Origin of the sequence: Mesorhizobium waimense (genome assembly GCF_003601975.1) — a bacterium.
In the GTDB taxonomy this organism is placed as follows: Bacteria; Pseudomonadota; Alphaproteobacteria; order Rhizobiales; family Rhizobiaceae; genus Mesorhizobium; species Mesorhizobium waimense.
This window is the reverse complement of record NZ_QZWZ01000002.1, coordinates 136,152-154,188: the sequence shown is the minus strand read 5'-3', so window position 1 is coordinate 154,188 and position 18,037 is coordinate 136,152. Positions and strand designations below refer to the sequence as shown.

Annotated in this window: 19 protein-coding genes; 6 read left to right on the top strand and 13 right to left on the bottom strand. The window is 63.3% G+C overall.

The annotated features are described in order from the left end of the window. Positions 1 to 4 precede the first annotated feature (4 nt). Positions 5 to 622, bottom strand: coding sequence for an MOSC domain-containing protein (locus tag D3227_RS03305; RefSeq protein ID WP_120012492.1), 618 nt, complete (start codon positions 620 to 622; stop codon positions 5 to 7). A gap of 211 nt (positions 623 to 833) precedes the next feature. Here D3227_RS03305 and D3227_RS03300 point away from each other — a divergent pair, with 211 nt between their 5' ends. Next, positions 834 to 1,400 (top strand): methyltransferase family protein, encoded by a 567-nt coding sequence (locus tag D3227_RS03300; RefSeq protein WP_120012490.1) that lies wholly within the window; start codon positions 834 to 836, stop codon positions 1,398 to 1,400. 1 nt (position 1,401) lies between these two features. On the opposite strand, the gene D3227_RS03295 is transcribed toward D3227_RS03300, so the two are convergent. The 4 genes from D3227_RS03295 to D3227_RS03280 all read right to left on the bottom strand — a co-directional run bounded on the left by D3227_RS03295 (position 1,402) and on the right by D3227_RS03280 (position 6,287). After that, a complete protein-coding gene (locus D3227_RS03295; RefSeq protein WP_120012488.1) occupies positions 1,402 to 2,523 on the bottom strand; it encodes a beta-ketoacyl-ACP synthase III in 1,122 nt (373 codons plus the stop codon). A gap of 142 nt (positions 2,524 to 2,665) precedes the next feature. Beyond that, complete coding sequence (gene tam, locus D3227_RS03290; RefSeq protein ID WP_120012486.1) at positions 2,666 to 3,433, bottom strand: trans-aconitate 2-methyltransferase; 768 nt, start codon at positions 3,431 to 3,433, stop codon at positions 2,666 to 2,668. Positions 3,434 to 3,480: 47 nt separating this feature from the next. After that, positions 3,481 to 5,130 (bottom strand): energy-dependent translational throttle protein EttA, encoded by a 1,650-nt coding sequence (gene ettA / locus D3227_RS03285; RefSeq protein WP_120012484.1) that lies wholly within the window; start codon positions 5,128 to 5,130, stop codon positions 3,481 to 3,483. Positions 5,131 to 5,276: 146 nt separating this feature from the next. Beyond that, positions 5,277 to 6,287: a ribonuclease T2 family protein gene (locus D3227_RS03280; RefSeq protein ID WP_120012482.1), complete on the bottom strand. Its 1,011-nt coding sequence runs from the start codon at positions 6,285 to 6,287 to the stop codon at positions 5,277 to 5,279. Positions 6,288 to 6,474: 187 nt separating this feature from the next. On the opposite strand from D3227_RS03280, the gene D3227_RS03275 reads away from it, so the two are divergent. The 3 genes from D3227_RS03275 to D3227_RS03265 all read left to right on the top strand — a co-directional run bounded on the left by D3227_RS03275 (position 6,475) and on the right by D3227_RS03265 (position 10,309). Further along, the gene (locus tag D3227_RS03275; protein WP_120012480.1) at positions 6,475 to 7,407 is read left to right on the top strand and encodes an alpha/beta fold hydrolase; all 933 of its coding nucleotides are present in this window, start codon (positions 6,475 to 6,477) and stop codon (positions 7,405 to 7,407) included. Positions 7,408 to 7,487: 80 nt separating this feature from the next. Beyond that, the gene (locus D3227_RS03270) at positions 7,488 to 8,663 is read left to right on the top strand and encodes a CaiB/BaiF CoA transferase family protein (protein ID WP_120012478.1); all 1,176 of its coding nucleotides are present in this window, start codon (positions 7,488 to 7,490) and stop codon (positions 8,661 to 8,663) included. Next, complete coding sequence (locus D3227_RS03265) at positions 8,660 to 10,309, top strand: thiamine pyrophosphate-binding protein (protein ID WP_120012476.1); 1,650 nt, start codon at positions 8,660 to 8,662, stop codon at positions 10,307 to 10,309. Before D3227_RS03270 ends, D3227_RS03265 begins: the two co-directional genes overlap by 4 nt. Positions 10,310 to 10,344: 35 nt before the next feature. On the opposite strand, the gene D3227_RS03260 is transcribed toward D3227_RS03265, so the two are convergent. Both D3227_RS03260 and D3227_RS03255 read right to left on the bottom strand, forming a co-directional pair. Continuing rightward, positions 10,345 to 10,782, bottom strand: coding sequence for a CHRD domain-containing protein (locus D3227_RS03260; protein WP_120012474.1), 438 nt, complete (start codon positions 10,780 to 10,782; stop codon positions 10,345 to 10,347). Positions 10,783 to 10,948: 166 nt separating this feature from the next. After that, positions 10,949 to 12,232 (bottom strand): cystathionine gamma-synthase family protein, encoded by a 1,284-nt coding sequence (locus D3227_RS03255; protein WP_120012472.1) that lies wholly within the window; start codon positions 12,230 to 12,232, stop codon positions 10,949 to 10,951. Between the two features lie 122 nt (positions 12,233 to 12,354). Between D3227_RS03255 and D3227_RS03250 the strand changes: the two genes are divergently transcribed. Beyond that, positions 12,355 to 12,813 (top strand): Lrp/AsnC family transcriptional regulator, encoded by a 459-nt coding sequence (locus D3227_RS03250; RefSeq protein ID WP_120013031.1) that lies wholly within the window; start codon positions 12,355 to 12,357, stop codon positions 12,811 to 12,813. A 51-nt stretch (positions 12,814 to 12,864) separates the two neighbouring features. Here D3227_RS03250 and D3227_RS03245 read toward each other — a convergent pair whose 3' ends face one another. From D3227_RS03245 to D3227_RS03230, 4 genes are read right to left on the bottom strand one after another with little or no spacing between them, the layout of a single operon-like run. After that, on the bottom strand, positions 12,865 to 13,836 hold the full coding sequence (locus tag D3227_RS03245) for an ABC transporter substrate-binding protein (RefSeq protein WP_120012470.1): 972 nt from the start codon (positions 13,834 to 13,836) through the stop codon (positions 12,865 to 12,867). 41 nt (positions 13,837 to 13,877) lie between these two features. Continuing rightward, a complete protein-coding gene (locus tag D3227_RS03240) occupies positions 13,878 to 15,032 on the bottom strand; it encodes an ABC transporter permease (protein ID WP_120012468.1) in 1,155 nt (384 codons plus the stop codon). Then, positions 15,029 to 15,907 carry an ABC transporter permease gene (locus D3227_RS03235; RefSeq protein ID WP_120012466.1) on the bottom strand — a complete coding sequence of 293 codons (879 nt, stop codon included), beginning with the start codon at positions 15,905 to 15,907 and terminating at the stop codon, positions 15,029 to 15,031. Before D3227_RS03235 ends, D3227_RS03240 begins: the two co-directional genes overlap by 4 nt. Positions 15,908 to 15,936: 29 nt before the next feature. Further along, positions 15,937 to 16,728, bottom strand: a complete 792-nt coding sequence (locus D3227_RS03230) for an ABC transporter ATP-binding protein (RefSeq protein WP_120012464.1) — start codon at positions 16,726 to 16,728, stop codon at positions 15,937 to 15,939. 116 nt (positions 16,729 to 16,844) lie between these two features. Here D3227_RS03230 and D3227_RS03225 point away from each other — a divergent pair, with 116 nt between their 5' ends. Further along, the gene (locus tag D3227_RS03225; protein ID WP_120012462.1) at positions 16,845 to 17,249 is read left to right on the top strand and encodes a cupin domain-containing protein; all 405 of its coding nucleotides are present in this window, start codon (positions 16,845 to 16,847) and stop codon (positions 17,247 to 17,249) included. A 23-nt stretch (positions 17,250 to 17,272) separates the two neighbouring features. On the opposite strand, the gene D3227_RS03220 is transcribed toward D3227_RS03225, so the two are convergent. Further along, positions 17,273 to 17,650 carry a hypothetical protein gene (locus D3227_RS03220; RefSeq protein WP_120012460.1) on the bottom strand — a complete coding sequence of 126 codons (378 nt, stop codon included), beginning with the start codon at positions 17,648 to 17,650 and terminating at the stop codon, positions 17,273 to 17,275. A 20-nt stretch (positions 17,651 to 17,670) separates the two neighbouring features. Further along, positions 17,671 to 18,030 carry a hypothetical protein gene (locus tag D3227_RS03215; protein ID WP_245451631.1) on the bottom strand — a complete coding sequence of 120 codons (360 nt, stop codon included), beginning with the start codon at positions 18,028 to 18,030 and terminating at the stop codon, positions 17,671 to 17,673. Positions 18,031 to 18,037: the final 7 nt, after the last annotated feature.

Sequence of the window (18,037 nt, the reverse complement as noted above, 5' to 3'; positions counted from 1 at the left end):
CGCTCTAAGCCCGATAAATCCATTGCTCGGGCACGCGCACCGAGATCTCCTCGCCGGCAACAATCGTGCCCGGCTTCTCCACCCAGGCGACAAGGCCGCGCAGCCGCTTCGCCGCCTTCGGAAAGGCCAGCGCGCCGGCCTCGTGGTCGGCCATCCCGGCATTCTCCGCGACCGAGCGCCCGGCAATGCGGCAGGGTCCGTTCTGCGCGTCGACCTTGATCGTCACGCCGCCCCTGAAAAACAGCAGCGTACCCGAGGGCAGCATGGAAAGTTGCGGCACGCCCTCGATCAGCAGATTGGCGCCGATCCATTCCGGCTTGACCTCATTGAGGCTCATCCGCTCGGCGACAATGGCGAGCTCGTCCGCCGCCACGATCGACAATTGCCGCTCGTTGCGCATCTCGGTGCCGCGCGGATACCAGGGCTCGCGCCCGCCGGAACGCCGCGTGGCGCCGGCGTGGAAATCGCCATCGATGCCGTCGAAACCGAGCCGCAATTCTTGCACCGGTCGTGTTTCGAAGTGATCGAGGGGCGCGACATAAAGCGCCGCGACTTTCGCCGCGAGCTTTCGCGCCGGCAGGATTTCGACCGGATTTTCGGTCCCGGCAAAGAGATCCGCCATGGCTTCATTCCTTCTGCAACACGAACCGCAATTAGCCCGCGGCCATGGACCGGGTCCAGTCCAAAGCGCTGATGATCCCGATCAAGCCGGCTGGTGGGATGCTTCACCGATCACGATCTTCTTACCGCCAACCGCGCATCCTCTGGCCGGGCGCCGTATTGCCGCCGTGCTGCGTCGACTTGATACTGGCGTCAGGAGGAGACGTGTCATCATGCATCCCGCACCCGCAATCGCGGCGCTCTGGCAAATATGGGTCGTCTCCTGGCTCGCGGCCGCCTTCTGGGCCGACCCCGTGCAGAAGCGCGCAGGCTTCCAGGCCGAGTTTCGCTATCGCGCCCTGTGGATGGTCGGAGTGGTCCTGCTGTTCGTTCCGGCGCACGGCTATGTCGGCCGGCTGCGGCTCTGGATGCCGAACCTCACCGAAGCGTGGATCTGCGTCGCGCTGATCGCGATTGGCCTCGTCTTCTCCTGGTGGGCCAGGTTGCATCTCGGCCGGCTGTGGTCGGGTACCATCACCGCTAAGGCGGATCACCACGTGGTCGACACCGGACCCTATGGCTTGGTCCGGCATCCGATCTACACCGGCCTGCTGCTGGCGGTCTTCGCCACCATGGCCGCAAAGGGAACGGTATGGGGCGTTGCCGGTGCCGCCCTGCTCACCATCGGCGCCGTCATCAAGGCAAGGTTGGAGGAGCAGTTCCTGCGCGGCGAACTGGGCACCGCCTATGACGATTACGCCAGGCGCGTTGCCATGCTGGTGCCGTTCGCGCCCGCCTAAATCAAAGCATGCGCAGCAGTGCGCCGCCGATCGAGTATCCCGCCCCGAAGGCGCAGAGCAGGCCGTAGTCGCCCGGTTTCATATCAGCGTGGTTCTCGGACAGCGCGATGATGGCGCCGGCGCCGGCGGTGTTGCCGAGGCGCTCCAGCACCATTGGCGCGCGATCATGGTCGACCTCGTGGCCGAAGGCGAGTTTCAGGATCATGGCGTTCATGCGCGCATTGGCCTGATGCAGCCAGAAGCGGCGGATGCCTTGCGGCGTCAGCCCGTGCTCGGCCAGGAACTCGACGATGAATTTGTGGCCGGCGACGGTAACTTCCTTGAACACCTTGTTGCCGACCTGCTTGATCAGATTGCCTTCCAGGTTGATCATGTAGGGATCATCCTGGGCGGTGCGCGTGTGGTAGCCGAGATTGGTGCGGATGTTGTTCGACATCTGCGTCCAGGTGCGGGTATCGAGCACCTGGAAACGCCCCGGCCGCTTCTCGCCCTGGTCGAGCCCTTCGACCACCATCGACACCGAAGCATCGCCGAAGATGAAATGCGTCTGCCGGTCGCGGAAATTGAGATGGCCGGTGATGATCTCCGGCGTCGTCACCAGCACGCGTTTGTGCGCTCCGGCCCGCACCAGATTGACCGCGATATGCAGCGCCGCCGCGGCCGACGAGCAGCCAAGCCCCATATCGAAGCCGGCACCCTTCGTGCCCAACGCCTGCTGCATCTCGATAGCGATCGCCGGATAGGGCCGCTGGTGGTGCGAGGCCGAGCAGATCACCAGGTCGATATCGGACGGCTGCAACCCGGCATGGTCGAGCGCCTTCCTGGCCGAGGCGACGCCGAACTCGGCCTGCAGCGACAGCGCATCGTCGGGCCGCGCCGGAATGCGCGGCGCCATCCGCGTCGGGTCAAGAATGCCTTCTCGCTCGATCACATGGCGGGTCTGGACGCCGGAGGCATGGACGATGAAGGCGCTGTCCGACTTCTGCAGCAGCGTCTCGCCCGAGACCGAGCGGCGCACGTTCTCCATGTCGACCCAGGCGTTGAAGCTGGCGACCAATTCTTCATTGGTGATCTTGGGTCCAGGGATTTCGACGCCGATGCCGCTGATGATGACGCGATGCATTTCCAACCCGTCCCATGCACAGGCGTTGAGGGCTTGATGTGGGCGTAGACGGCCCGGTGCAACCCTTGTCGCATTTGGCCGGTTTATGCCAGCTTAAACCGCCATTTCCCGTTGCTATCGCGGCGAGTTGACCGACACGCGGTCAGGCTCTCTTGGCGACGATGAAGATGCGGGGGAAGCGCAGCAGGACCTTGCCGTCCGCCGTCCTGGGATAGGCCTCTGCGATTTTGGCCGTGTAGTGGTTGAGGAACATAGTCTTCTCGTCCGCGGCAAGCGGATCGAGGAAAGGCTTCAAGCCCGTCGACTTCACCCATTCGACGATCGCTTCAGCGTCGGCCAGCGGGTGGTTGTAGATGGTGTGCCAGATATCGAGCCGGTTGGACAGGGGCGACAGCAGGTCGTAGTAGAATGAAACCGGCGGCAGCCGCCCGCGCGCCGCTCCTTTCATCTTTGCGGCAAACGGCATCTCGGCGGCCGTCTCCCGCATCAGGCGATGCGAGTCCTCGCCAAGATTGTCCGGCATCTGAATGGCAAGCGCGCCGCCTGGCGCCAAGAACCCCATCAGCCGCTGGAAGACGGCCGGGTGCTCTGGCAGCCACTGGAAGACGGCATTGGCGAAGATCACGTCGACGTGCTTCTCCGGCTGCCATGTTGCCGCGTCCGACAGTTCGAAGGTGACATCGGGCAGGCGCGCCCTCGCCTTCTCGATCATGTCGGGCGAAGTGTCGAAGCCGCTGACTTGCGCGTCCGGCCAGCGCTCGACCAGAAGCTCGGTCGAATTGCCCGGCCCGCAGCCAATATCGACGACCCGGCGCGGGAAGTCGACCGGCACCTGCTGGACGAGATCGCGCGCTGGGCGCGTGCGCTCATCCTCGAACTTCAGATATTGGGCGGCGGACCAGTCAGCCATGTCAGCTCCTCAGATCATCTTGAGAATTCGCCGCCCCGACAAATATCCTATCGCGTCAGCCTCTTATACGTCATCCGGTGCGGGTTGACGGCATCCGGCCCGAGGCGGCGAATCTTGTCCTGCTCGTAGTCCTCGAAATTGCCCTCGAACCATTCGACATGGCTGTCGCCCTCGAAGGCGAGGATGTGCGTCGCCAGCCGGTCGAGGAACATACGATCATGCGAGATGATGACGGCGCAGCCGGCGAAGCTTTCCAGCGCATCTTCAAGTGCTGCCAGCGTTTCCGTATCGAGATCGTTGGTCGGTTCGTCGAGCAGTAGCACATTGCCGCCAGTCTTCAGCATCTTGGCCAGATGCACGCGGTTGCGCTGGCCACCGGACAGATTGCCGACCTTCTGCTGCTGGTCCTGGCCGCGGAAGTTGAACGACGAGCAGTAGGCGCGGGTGTTGGCCTCGTATTTGCCGAGCTTGACCACTTCGGCGCCGCCCGAAATCTCTTCCCATACGGTCTTCGACGGATCGAGTGCGTCGCGGCTCTGGTCGACATAGCCGAGCTTGACCGTCTCGCCGACGCGGATGGTGCCGCCGTCCGGCTTTTCCTGACCGGTGATCATCTTGAACAGCGTCGTCTTGCCGGCGCCGTTGGGGCCGATGACGCCGACGATGCCGCCCGGTGGCAGCTTGAATTCCAGGCCTTCGATCAACAGCGTGTCACCAAAGCCCTTCGACAACTCGGCGACCTCGATCACCACGTTGCCGAGGCGCTCGCCATGCGGGATGACGATCTGGGTGTCGGTCGGGCGGCGGCTGTCGGCGGCGACCAGCAGATCCTCGAACGCCTTGATACGCGCCTTGGACTTGGTCTGGCGGGCCTTCGGGCTGGACTGGATCCACTCGCGCTCGCGGCCGATGGCGCGCTGGCGAGCGTCATCCTCGCGGCCTTCCTGCTTGAGCCGCTTGGCCTTGGCTTCGAGATACTTGGTGTAGTTGCCCTCATAGGGAATGCCCCGGCCGCGGTCGAGCTCGAGGATCCATCCGGTGACATTGTCGAGGAAGTAGCGGTCGTGGGTGATGATCATCACCGCGCCCGGATAGGCGCGCAGATGCTTTTCCAGCCACGCCGTGGTTTCGGCGTCGAGATGGTTGGTCGGTTCGTCGAGCAGCAGAAGATCGGGCTGGCGCAGCAGCAGCTGGCAGAGCGCGACGCGGCGGCGCTCGCCGCCCGACAGTTTGGTGACTTCGGAATCCTTGGGCGGACAGCCCAGCGCTTCCATCGCCATCTCGACCTGCTGCTCGAGGTCCCAGAGGTTCAGCCGGTCCATCTCGTCCTGGAGCTTGGCGGACTCGTCCGCCGTCTCGTCGGAATAGTTCATCATCAGTTCGTTGTAGCGCTCGATGATGGCGGTCTTGGCGGCCACGCCTTCCATGACGTTCTCGAACACCGTCTTTTTTGCATCGAGCGCCGGCTCCTGCGCCAGATAGCCGACGGTGGCACCCTCGGCCAGCCACGCCTCGCCGTTCCAGTCCTTGTCGATGCCGGCCATGATCTTGAGGATCGTCGACTTGCCGGCGCCGTTGGGGCCGAGGATGCCGATCTTGGCGTCGGGATAGAAGGACAGATGGATATTCTCGAGCACCTTCTTGGTGCCGTAGGCCTTGTTGAGGCCGGCCATGTGATAGATGAACTGGCGTGCCACGCGCGCTTTCCCTGATAATTGACCGAAAATGTCGGATTGAATGGAGGTTGGGCGCTATGTAGGCGATGCCGGGCCGAACGGCAATCGCTTTCGGAGATCATCGGCGAGCAGGGCGACGCCTTGGGTGGTACGACAGCTCAACCCGCCTACTGGAAACCGATCGGGTCGACGGTACCCTTCGGACAACCCGCCTTGGTCGTCGGTGCCGAAGCCTGCATCAGCTCGCCGAGCGAGCTGGTTGGGCCGATCGGACCGGCCAAGCCGAGCGTCAGTTCACCAATCAGGCGCCTGCCGCTCGACGGGTCGACCAGGCAAGACACCCGGACCCTGTCGCCTGCTCCAGCGCCGAAGGCGCTGTCGAAAGCGCGGCGGATCTGGTCCGAAGTCACCTGCTTGCCAGTATTCTTGGTGAACAGCTCCCGCACTGGCGACGCATTCACCGCTCGCATCAGGTTCAGCGCATCGGTAAAATACTCCTGCTGGCTCTTGCCATAGCAGGTGCCGTGCTTGATCCATTCATGTCTTTCGAGATCGGATTTGGTGCCCGGCATCACCTGATCGAGCTCCGCTCGCGTGTCCGGGTCGAGGTTGACCGGCGGCAGGTCCCGCCAATGGGCCGGGTTGTCATTGGCCTTGTCGCTGGCCGCGGCCTGACAATAGAAATTGCCGTTCGGCTGCGGCCACAACCCATGCAAGGTGAAATGCGTCGCCTCGAACCCGGCCGGGGCCTGCGCCTGGCATTCGGTCTTGTTGGACTTGGTTTCGCAGAAGGCCGGCTGCCAGCTTAGCGCGAAGACATATTCCGGCTTTCCCGAGGCAGGCTGCGACGGCTTGGGCTGATCGGCCGGTGCGGGCGTGGTGCCAGCGCTGCCGCCGGTGACGTGGCCGCAGCTGATCTTCACCCAGCGGCGTTCCGGATCGGCGCCCGGCACCAGGATGAGATAGTGCGTAGGGGCCTCCTTGTTGCCGGCAAGCAGCTGATAGCTTTGTCCGGCCTCGGTCGAGACGTTGCCGGGGTTCTTGCCGCTCTTGATCGCCTGCGTCGCCGGACAGGCGGCCTCGGCCACGAAGGCGCCGCTCATCTTCACGTCAGCATGCGCGACACCGGCCAGCGAGGCAACCAAGAGGGCCAAAACGAAAGCAAATCCTGTCCGCATACCCTTGCCCCGGCTAGAAGATACTGCGCCACACACTGCCTTTGTCTCCGTGTCAGAATTGCGATAGGGCGCCACAAGATCAAGAAACATTCACAACTCGCAATCGCCGTGCCGGATTGACGCAAAACCGGCGTCGGCGCAAACAAAACTCTTGTGAGCGCGATACAGCGCGGGGGACCAAGAGATAATGCCATTCAGCCAACAGCGCGTGGTCAAATCGCCCACCGGCGCGGAGCTCAACCTTTATGTGAAGCACGCCGGTGGCCAGCCGCGTGCGGTCATCCAGATCAACCATGGGCTGGCCGAGCATGCGGCGCGCTACGCCCGCTTCGCCGATTTCCTCAGCGAGCGCGGCTTCCAAACCTACGTCCACGACCATCGCGGCCATGGCGCCACCAGGGCGCCGGACGCGCCGCTAGGCAGATTCGCCGCTGCCGACGGTGTTGCCAAAGTGATCGCCGATGTCGACGCCGTCCACGACCTCATCGCCGCGGAACAGCCCGGCCTGCCGGTCATTGTCTTCGGCCATTCGATGGGCGCCTCGGTGGCGCTCAATTTTGTCTTGGCGCACTCAGCGCGCATCCACGCCGCCGCGATCTGGAACGGCAATTTCTCGCAAGGCCTGCTCGGTCAGCTGGCGCTCGCCATCCTAGCTTGGGAACGGTTCCGGCTCGGTTCCGACCTGCCGTCGCGCCTATTGCCGAGGCTGACCTTCCAGGCCTGGGGCAAGGCCGTACCCAATCACAAAACACTGTTCGACTGGCTGTCGCGCGACGAGGCCGAAGTGGCGAAATACATCGCCGACCCGCTATGCGGCTGGGACGCCTCGGTGTCGATGTGGCGCGACGTGGTCAACATGGCGCAGCACGGCGGCAAGGACTCGAGCTTTGCCGGCGTGCGCCGCGACCTCTTTGTAAACCTGGTCGGCGGCGAGAAAGACCCTGCATCCGACTACGGCAAAGCGGTCGGTCACCTCGCGAAACGCATGCGCGCGATGGGCTTTTCGAATCTGGTTTCAAAGGTTTACGCCGAGACCCGCCACGAAAGCCTGAACGAGGTGAATCGGGACGTCGTCATGAACGACTTCGCCGCATGGGCCGAAACCGTCCTGAAGCTATGAAGGCTTGGCCCAGCGCAAGGCTCGTGACAGTCGCGGCGCGTGTTGATAGAGGCTGCGGTTCCGACCAATTCTGGTGATCCATGACTGAGCCTCCCCTGAAAGGCATCCGCGTAATCGAACTAGCACGCATCCTTGCCGGGCCGTGGGCCGGGCAACTGCTCGCCGATCTCGGCGCTGACGTCATCAAGGTCGAGAGCCCCGATGGCGGCGACGATACCCGCAAATGGGGGCCGCCCTTCGTCATGAGCCATGACGGCGAGAACCTGTCAGCGGCCTATTATCATTCCTGCAATCGCGGCAAACGCTCCATCGCCGTCGACTTCTCCACGCTCGAAGGCGCCGAGACGGTGCGCCGGCTGGTCGCGACCGCGGACGTGATGATCGAGAATTTCAAGCTCGGCGGCCTCAGGAAATACGGGCTCGACTATGACAGCCTGCGCAAGATCAATCCCCGCCTGGTCTATTGCTCGATCACAGGGTTTGGCCAGGACGGGCCTTACGCGCCACGTGCCGGCTACGACTTCATCATCCAGGCCATGGCCGGCATGATGTCGATCACCGGCGAGGTTGGCCGCGAGCCGCAGAAGGCCGGCGTCGCTATCTCGGATCTCTTCACCGGACTTTATTCGGTGATCGCCATCCAGGCAGCGCTTCGCCATGCCGAAAAAACCGGCGAAGGCCAGCACATCGACATGGCGCTCTTTGACAGCCAGATCTCGGCGCTCGGCAACCAGAACCTCAACTATCTGGTATCCGGCAAATCGCCGGTGCATATGGGCAATGCGCATATGAACATCGCGCCTTATGAGGTGGTGCCGGTCAGGGATGGCCATATCATCCTGGCAGTCGGCAATGACGGCCAGTTCGCCAAGTTCTGCGCTGCCGTCGGCCTCGACGATTTGCCGTCGAATCCCGATTTCGCCACCAACCCCGCCCGTGTCGCCAACCGGGCGAATTTGCGTGAGCGCATGATCGAGACGCTGAAAACCTGGGATCGCGAGCCGCTGCTGGCGAAGCTGGAAGCAGCGAGCGTGCCGGCCAGCCCGATCAACACGATCGGCCAGATGTTTGCCGACCCGCAGACCATCGCGCGCGGCATGCGCCTCGACCTCGACGACGGCCACGGCAATCTTCTGCCCTCGGTGCGCGCGCCGATGGTCATGTCCGGTACGCCGCTCATCTATGAACGCCCCTCGCCGCGTCTTGGCGAGCACACCGAAGAGATCCTTGCCGAACTGGAGACGTCGGGACAATGAAGACAGGCGGACAACTGATCGTCGACGCGCTGGAAGCTAACGGCACCGACCGCATATATTGCGTGCCGGGCGAATCCTATCTGGCGGTGCTCGACGCGCTGCACGACTCAGCGATCCGCACCATCGTCTGCCGCCAGGAAGGCGGTGCCGCGATGATGGCCGACTGCCATGGCCGGCTGACCGGGAAGCCCGGCATCTGCTTCGTCACCCGCGGCCCCGGCGCCACCAATGCGTCTGCCGGCATCCACATCGCCATGCAGGATTCTGTTCCCATCATCCTGTTCATCGGCCAAGTCGCTAGCCACGCCAAGGAGCGCGAGGCCTTCCAGGAGGTGGATTACAAGCGCTTCTTCGGCGACATCGCCAAATGGGTGGTCGAGATCGACGATGCCGCACGCATCCCCGAATTCGTCACCCGCGCCTTTGCCGTGGCAACGTCAGGCCGTCCTGGTCCGGTCGTCATCTCGCTGCCCGAGGACATGCTGACCAGCCTGGTCGAAGCCCCCGCCGCCATCGCGCATACCCCCGTCGAAACGCGCCCCGGCGATACTGAACTCTTCGCGCTGGAAACGCTTCTGGCCAAGGCCAAGCGCCCCTTCGTCATCCTCGGCGGCACGCGCTGGGATGCTGACTCAGTGGCGCAGATGCGCGCGATCGCCGAAGCCTGGTCGCTGCCGGTCGGCTGCTCGTTCCGCCGCCAGATGCTGTTCGATCACCTGCATCCGAACTATGCCGGCGACGTCGGTATCGGCATCAACCCCAAGCTGGCCACCGCGATCAAGCAGGCCGATCTCTTGCTGCTCATCGGCGGGCGCATGGGCGAAATGCCCTCCTCCGACTACACGCTGCTCAAAAGCCCCTATCCCGATCAGACGCTGGTCCATGTTCATGCCGACGCCAGCGAACTCGGCCGCGTCTACCGGCCGGCGCTGGCGATCAACGCCTCGCCGTCCGCCTTCGTTGAAGCCTTCGCCAAACGCAAGCCGTCTGCGACGCCAACCTGGGCAGACGAGGCGCCGAAGCTGCACGCCGCCTATCTCGACTGGTCGACGCCGCCGGAAAGCGGTCCCGGTTCCGTCCAGATGGGGCCGATCATGAACTATCTGGAAAAGATGCTGCCCGACGACGCCATCCTCACCAATGGCGCCGGCAACTACGCCACCTGGGTGCATCGCTTCCACCGTTTCCGCCGCTTTGCCACGCAGGCGGCACCGACCTCCGGTTCGATGGGCTACGGCACGCCGGCGGCGGTCGCCGCCAAGGAACTTTATCCGGATCGCACCGTGGTCGCCTTCGCCGGCGATGGCTGCTTCCTGATGAACGGGCAGGAATTCGCCACCGCCGTGCAAAACGACCTTCCGATCGTCGTCGTGGTCGTCAACAACGGTATCTACGGCACCATCCGCATGCACCAGGAACGCGAATATCCGGGCCGGGTCGTCGCCACCGATCTGAAGAACCCGGACTTCGCCGCGTTGGCCCGCGCCTATGGCGGCCATGGCGAGACGGTCGAGAAGACCGCCGATTTCGCCCCGGCCTTCGAGCGCGCCCGCGCCAGCGGCAAGCCGGCGATCGTCGAGATCAGGCTCGACCCCGAGGCGATCACCCCGACCCGCACGATGACGCAGATCCGCGACAAGAGCTAAGGCAGAAGGGCGCCATCGCCCTTCCGCCAATCCGGCTACATCGCCTTCTCGATCTGGCCGCGGATCTCGCCGTCCTTGTTGGCTGCCGTATGGACGTTGACGTAGTATTTCCCGGCTTCCAGGTCAGCCGCCTGCGCGTCGGTCAGCGTCGCCGATCCCTTGATCGGGCTCTTGAACTTCTTGAACGGGATTACGGGTGGCGCGTTTTCACCCGCCTCAGCCGGGCCATGAATGTGGGCCGCCGTCGCCGGTCCGCTGAGGCCGGAATATTTGACGTTCCAACTGAGCTTCTTCTTGGCGGTGTCGAAGCTGAATGTGGCAGTTCCCTTGCCCTTGGTGGTGACCGGCGGGCTCTGCTGGCTGCCATCGAGCGTCGCCGTGTACTTCACAATATCGGCCATGGCCGGCGATGCGAACAGCAGAGCTGTCGAGACAGCGAACGCCGAAAGCACCGGCAAGGATTGGATGCGCATAAAGGATCTCCGTTTGGCTGACGCATCCGCCGCGGCTCCCCGGCGCGCGGATGCTTCACCTGCAACGGCTGAACGACGCGATGTATCCCGGCACACGCAGATGTTACCGCGGCAAAGAAAAAGGGGCGGTCACCCGCCCCTTTTGTGATTTCCGTGAAGCCAAGAATCAGACGGCCGCCAGCGCCTGCGTCAGGTCGGCAATCAGGTCGTCGGGGTGCTCGACACCGATGGACAGCCTGACCGTGGTCTCCAGCACGCCGATGCGCTGGCGCACGTCGAAGGGAATGCCCGAATGGGTCATGGCCGCCGGGTGGCTGGCCAGCGATTCCGTTCCGCCGAGGCTTACCGCCAGCTTGAAGATCTGCAGGCCGTTCAGAAAAGCGAAGGCCGCCTTCTGGCCGCCGAGAATGTCGAAGGAGAATGTCGAGCCGGCACCGCTGCATTGCACCCGGTAAACACGGCCCGCAGGCGTAGCCTCGCCCAGGAACGGCAGATAATGCACCTTCTCGACCTTGGCATGGTCGCGAAGGAATTCGGCGACCAGGCGCGCATTGTCGTTGGCCCGCTCCATGCGGATCGACAGCGTTTCCAGCGACCGCCCAAGCATCCAACAGGAATGCGGGTCAAGCTGCGTGCCGATCGCGCCGCGCAGCGCCTTGATCGGCTTGGTGACCGCCTTGCTGCCCATGGCGGCCCCCGCGATCAGGTCGGAATGGCCGCCGACATATTTGGTCAGCGAATAGACGGAAACATCGGCGCCGTGCTCGATCGGCCGCTGGAACACCGGGCCGAGCAGCGTGTTGTCGCAGACGATGATCGGCGTCGGACCTTGGCCCGCGCCGATCTCATCGGCGATCGTCCGCATCAAGGCGATATCGACCAGGCTGTTGGTCGGATTTGACGGCGTCTCGATCAGGATGACCGAGACGCGGCCTTTGCCTACTGCTGCAACGGCAGCCGCGCGCACCGCCGCCTCGTCGACGCCGTCCGCGAAGCCGACGGCGTCGATGCCGAAGCCGGCAAGCGTGCGGGTCAAAAGCGTCTCGGTGCCGCCATAGAGCGGCTGCGAATGCAGGATGACGTCGCCCGGACGAGCATAGGCCAGCAATGTCGTCGCGATCGCCGACATGCCGGACGAGAACAGGATGCAGGCCTCCGTCCCCTCATAGACCGCCAGCCTGTCCTCTACGATCTCGCTGTTGGGATGGTTGAAGCGCGAATAGACCAGACCGGAAGCCGTGCCGCTCGGCGGTTCCTTGCGGCCGGAGGTGTAATCGAAGAAGTCGCGCCCCTCTTCCGCCGACTTGAACACGAAGGTCGAGGTCAGGAACACCGGCGGCTTGACGGCGCCTTCCGAAAGCTGCGGATCGAAGCCATAGCTCAGCATCAGCGTCTCCGGGTGGAGCTTGTGGTTGCCGATGTGGGTTTTCGAAGGGCGTGGCGCGGTCATGGCTTTTCCTGCTTTTCGAGAAGTATCGCTCGGCAATTTATGCCATCCCGATCGTGCAGTCCTTGCTATTTTTGAGCTCGCATGGCTGCATTCGCGCAATGAACTGCTTGGAGAGACCAAAAGTGCAGCAGAAGATAGCCAACGCTTTCGACCGCAAGATTCTGCGTGAGTTGCAAGCCGACGCCCGCATCACCAACAACGAACTCGCCGAGCGGATCGGCCTGTCGCCGTCGCCCTGCCTGAGGCGCGTGCGGCGGCTGGAGGAAGCCGGAATTATCAGAGGCTACACCACACTGGTCGATCCGGCCGCTTTCGGCTGGACCATGGTTGCCATCGCCACCGTCCGGCTCAGCCGTCAGAACGAGGACGAGATCGTCATGTTCGAGGACGCAATCCGCGGCTGGGAAGAGGTGCTGGAATGCCACCTCGTGACCGGTTCGCGCGACTATGTGCTGAAGGTGGTGACAGGAAGCCTCGACCAGTACGAGCGCTTCATCAAGGAAAAGATCGCGCGGCTGAAATGCGTCGCCTCGATCGAGACCAGCTTCGTCATGAACACGATAAAGGAACGGCGCCTCTGACACTTGGCCAGAGGCGCCGCTTTGAAAAGCAATATCGTTGCTTAGCCGGACCTATTTGATCGCCTTGTCGGTGATCGCGGTCGTGTAGGCGCCGCTAGGCTCCTTGGTGATGATCTTCTGGTCGAGCAGCGCCTTGGCAGTGCGCTCGTAGGTCGCCGGATCGAGCTTGCCGTCGGCATTGTCGATCAGCTTGGCGACTTCGCCCATCATGCGCTTCTGGTGGTTTTCGTCCTGGCCGCCATTGTCCATGACGATACCGGCGGCCTCGTCGGAATTGTCGACGGCGTATTTCCAGCCCTTCATCGAGGCGCGCACGAAACGCACCATCTTGTCTTCGAAGGCCGGATCCTTGAGCTTGTCCTCGGAGGCGTATAGCCCGTCCTCGAGCAGGTCGTTGCCCATGGCCGAGTAGTTGAACACGGTCAGCTCTTCCGGCTTGTAGCCGGCATCGATGAGCTGCCAGTACTCGTTGTAAGTCATGACCGAGATGCAATCCGCCTGCTTCTGGATCAGCGGCTGCACGTCAAAGCTCTGCTTGAGCACGGTGACGCCATCCGGGCCGCCTTCGGTCTTCAGGCCGAGCTTGTTCATCCAGGCATAGAACGGATACTCGTTGCCGAAGAACCAGACGCCGAGCGTGTGGCCCTTGAAGTCGGCTTCGGTCTTGATCGGGCCGTCCTTCGGGCAGACCAGTTCCATGCCGGCCTTCTTGAACGGCTGGGCGATGTTGACCAGCGGCACGCCCTTCTCACGTGCGGCCAGTGCGCCGCCCATCCAGTCGACGATGACGTCGGCGCCGCCGCCGGCGATAACCTGCTCGGGCGCAATATCGGGGCCGCCCGGCTTGATGTCGACGTCGAGGCCTTCGGCCTCATAGAAGCCCTTGGCCTTGGCGACGTAGTAGCCGGCGAACTGGGCCTGCGTGACCCATTTCAGCTGCAGCGTCACCTTGTCGGCGGCCATCGCCTGGAAAGCGGCCAGCGACATCGCGCCAGCCAGAACAGGAATAATCAGTCTTTTCATGTTTTTACCCTCTGAAGTTAGTGCCCTTAAACCCACCGCCCCTATCCACCACGGACAGAGGGATGCCAAAACGTGACGGCTCTCTCGAAAAGAGCGACCACGCCATAAAAGACCGAACCCGCAAGTGCTGCAACTGCGATTTCGGCCCACACCATGTCGATGTTCATCCGCCCGACCTCGGTCGAAATGCGAAATCCCATGCCGACAACAGGCGTGCCGAAGAACTCGGCGACGATGGCGCCGATCAGCGCCAGCGTCGAATTGATCTTCAGCGCATTGAAGATGAAGGGCGCGGCCGCCGGCAGCCGCAGCTTGAACAGCGTCTGCCAGTAGCCCGACGCATAGGTGCGCATCAGGTCGCGCTCCATATGACCGGAGGCGGCAAGCCCGGCGACCGTGTTCACCAGCATCGGGAAGAAGGTCATGATGATGACCACCGCCGCCTTGGACTGCCAGTCGAAGCCGAACCACATCACCATGATAGGGGCGACGCCGATGATCGGCAGCGCCGAGACCATATTGCCGATCGGCAACAGACCGCGGCGCAGGAACGGCACGCGGTCGGCCGCGATCGCGGCGAGGAAGCCGGCACCGCTGCCCACGACATAGCCAAAGATCACCGCCTTGAAGATGGTCTGCCGCACGTCAGCACCCAGCACCGGCAGCGAACCGGCGATGCGTGCACCGATGGCGCTTGGCGGCGGCAACAGGATGAAGGGGATGCCGGCGCCACGCGTGATCGCTTCCCAGAGGATCAGGATCCAGGCGCCGAAGATGGCGGGGATGATCAGGCGAAGTGCCGTCTTCGCCCAATTCGCGACAGGGCGCAGGGAAGACAGCACCGCAACGCAGCGCCAGCCCAGCAGCCAGGCGGTGGCGAGAACGAGGAAATACGGTGCCAATGCCGTGCCTTCGAACCCGTTTATGCCCGTGATCAACAGCCAGGCGGTAAGATGCGCGCCGACGAACAGCACCAGAGCTTCAACGATGGCCGGCAGCTTGGTCATCGAGACTAAAGCTGCGATCAAAAGCAGGCCGAACATCAGACCCTTCGTCACAAGGTAGGGATAGTCCAAAGACGCTTCGGGCTGCGCCATCGCCGCCGCTTCCGGCTTCGTTATCGCGCCGAGTGCGACCGCGATCAGGCACAGCGCGACCGCCAGAACCGCTTGCCAGGAGGGTTTCAGCCAGTTCATGCCGGCCTCCCGCCCATGGCGCGGTCGACGAGGCGTCCGGCGATGCCGACCACCATGACCAGGAGTGCGGCCACGACCGAGCCGGCGACCAGCGCCGACCAGATGTCGATGGTCTGGCTGTAATAGGCGCCGGCGAGCAGCTTGGCGCCGATGCCGGCGACCGCGCCCGTCGGCAATTCGCCGACAATGGCGCCGACCAGGCTCGCCGCCACCGCTACCTTCATCGAGGTGAACAGGAACGGCACCGAGGCCGGCACGCGCAGCTTCCAGAAGGTCTGCGAGCGGCTGGCATTGTAGGTATGCATGAGGTCGAGATGCATGATCTCGGGCGAACGCAGCCCCTTGACCATGCCGACAGCGACGGGGAAGAACGACAGGTAGGTCGATATCAGCGCCTTGGGGATCAGCCCGGTGATGCCGATCGCCGCCAGCACGACGATGATCATCGGCGCCACCGCCAGGATCGGAATGGTCTGCGATGCGATGATCCACGGCATCAGGCTGCGCTCGAGCGTTGCCACATGCACGATGCCGACGGCAATCACGATGCCGAGCGCGGTGCCGAAGGCAAAGCCGAGCAGCGTCGACGACAGCGTCACCCAGGCATTGTAGACCAGGCTGCGGTTTGAAGTGACGCTGCGCAGGAACGTGTTTTCGAAGAAATTCGTCGCCACCTGGTGCGGCGCCGGCAGCGTCGGCTTCGGTTGCGAAAGCGTCTTGCCAAGGAATTCCACAGCGCCAGGCGCTTCGTTGGCGCGGCGGTCGAGATCGCGCTGGAACGGCGTGTTGAGGATAACTGCCATGACGTACCAGACGACGACCACACCCAAGAGGATCGAGGTCACTGGAACGATCTTGTCGCGAAAGCTATCCATTGAGCAGCCCCCGCGCGGTTGGCACCGCCTCAATCATCATAGCTGTGCCCTGCCCTCAGGCCGTCGCGCACGCGGGCTGCGATCGCCAGGAATTCCGGCGTCTCGCGGATATCGAGCGGCCGCTTCTTCGGCAGTGTCGATTCGATGATATCGCTGACGCGGCCAGGGCGCGGTGACATGACGACGATGCGCGTCGAGAGATAAACCGCCTCGGGAATGGAGTGGGTGACGAAACAAATCGTCTTGTTGGTCCGCTCCCACAATTCCAGCAATTGTTCGTTGAGATGGTCGCGCACGATCTCGTCCAGCGCACCGAACGGCTCGTCCATCAAAAGCAGATCGGCATCGAAGGCGAGCGCGCGTGCAATCGAGGCGCGCTGCTGCATGCCGCCGGAGAGCTGCCAGGGATATTTCTTCTCGAAGCCGGACAGGTTGACCAATTCCAGAGTACGCTTGATGCGCTCGGCCTGCTCCGCCTTGGAGAGACCGATGATCTCCAGCGGCAGCCCCACATTGCGCTCGATCGTGCGCCACGGGAACAGCGCCGCCGCCTGGAAGACATAGCCATAAGCACGGCTTTCGCGCGCCTGCTCTGGCGTCATGCCGTTGACCGAGATGGTTCCGGCGGTCGGCTTCTCCAGATCGGCAATTACACGCAGCAAGGTCGTCTTGCCGCAACCGGATGGCCCGATGAAGGAGACGAATTCGCCCTTGCCGATGGTCAGGTCGACATTTGACAGCGCCTGCACCGGCCCGTCATTGGTCTGGAAGGTCAGTCCGAGTTTGCTTGCCGAAACGACGGCTGGCGAATTCCTTGTCATAGGCTGCAACCTGCCTCGCCGCATCGCTGCTGCGCTGGCTGGAATCCGGTTGATTTTGTCCTAGCGTTGTTTTCCACTCGTCCTGTCCCATCAGATCGACGCCCGGAGTTTCCCCGATGTCGCCTAAACCCACTTGTCATCTTATCCGCCCTGAAAGCTCTTATGAAGGCAAGCAGGGACTGAGCTACTTCGCCGGCATCGCTGCCGAGACCGTCGGCTCTTCCGGCATCTGCATGCATCTTCTCTCCATGCCGCCCGGCGCCCGCGCCAAGGCGCACATGCATGAAAGCCACGAGACGGCGATCTACGTGCTCTCCGGCGAGGTCCACACCTGGTATGGCGACCGGCTCGAGCAGCAGATCCTGGTCAAGGCCGGCGATCTCTTCTACATCCCCGCCGGTGTCGCGCACCTGCCGGCCAATCTGAGCAGCAGCCCGGCCTCGGCGGTCATTGCCCGCACCGATCCCAACGAACAGGAAAGCGTCGTCCTGCTGCCGGAACTGGATGCGCTGGTCGCCTGACAAAGTCGTAAGGGATCTCGCCGTCATCGGCACCGGGACACTTCCCCGTAGACGGTGCCGTCCTCGTCGGCGATCACCAGCTTTTTGGCATTCTTGGGGCTGCGCTTGATGGTGAACTGTATCGGCGACTGACCTTCCTCGCCCTCCGCCGCGCACATGGATTTGACCACCAGCGAACCGTCGGCCCGTACCTGCTTTTCGGTGAAGGTGCAGGCGCTGGCTGCGGTAACGAATGCCTCGTCGGTCAGGAGCAACATGTCCTCGGCATAGACCTCCTGGCCGTTTTTGTTGATGCAGCCGGACTTGTTGCCGTAGGGTTTCGACAGGTCGATCGCAGCGGCCGAAGCCTGCCCGGCGGCCAGAACGACAGCCGTGCCAAGAGCCAGACCAAAACCGCGCATGCTCAACCCCCAACCCAACATCACGAACACGACTGCAGCGGCCCCAGCTCTTCAAGGCCGGGAATGGTCACGAAGAACCCGTCCGCCCCCTTGTTCGTGACCTTGACGGTTTCGACAGTCGTCCCATCCTCGCCCTCGGCGGAACAGGTCGAGCTGAGCGACTGCGTGCCGGGCGCCGAGATCAACTGCTGCGCGAACCGGCAGCCGCTGCCATAGGTTTCGATCCCTTCGGCGGTCAGCACGATATAGTCGTCGCCGTCTTGATAACCGGCCTTAACGCCGGCACAGCCGGCATCATTGCCCCAGGAGCCAGCCAGCACGCCGGCCGCTGTTGCCGGACCAGAGATGACGATCGCCACGAGTAACGAAATGAGCGCCACCGGACTC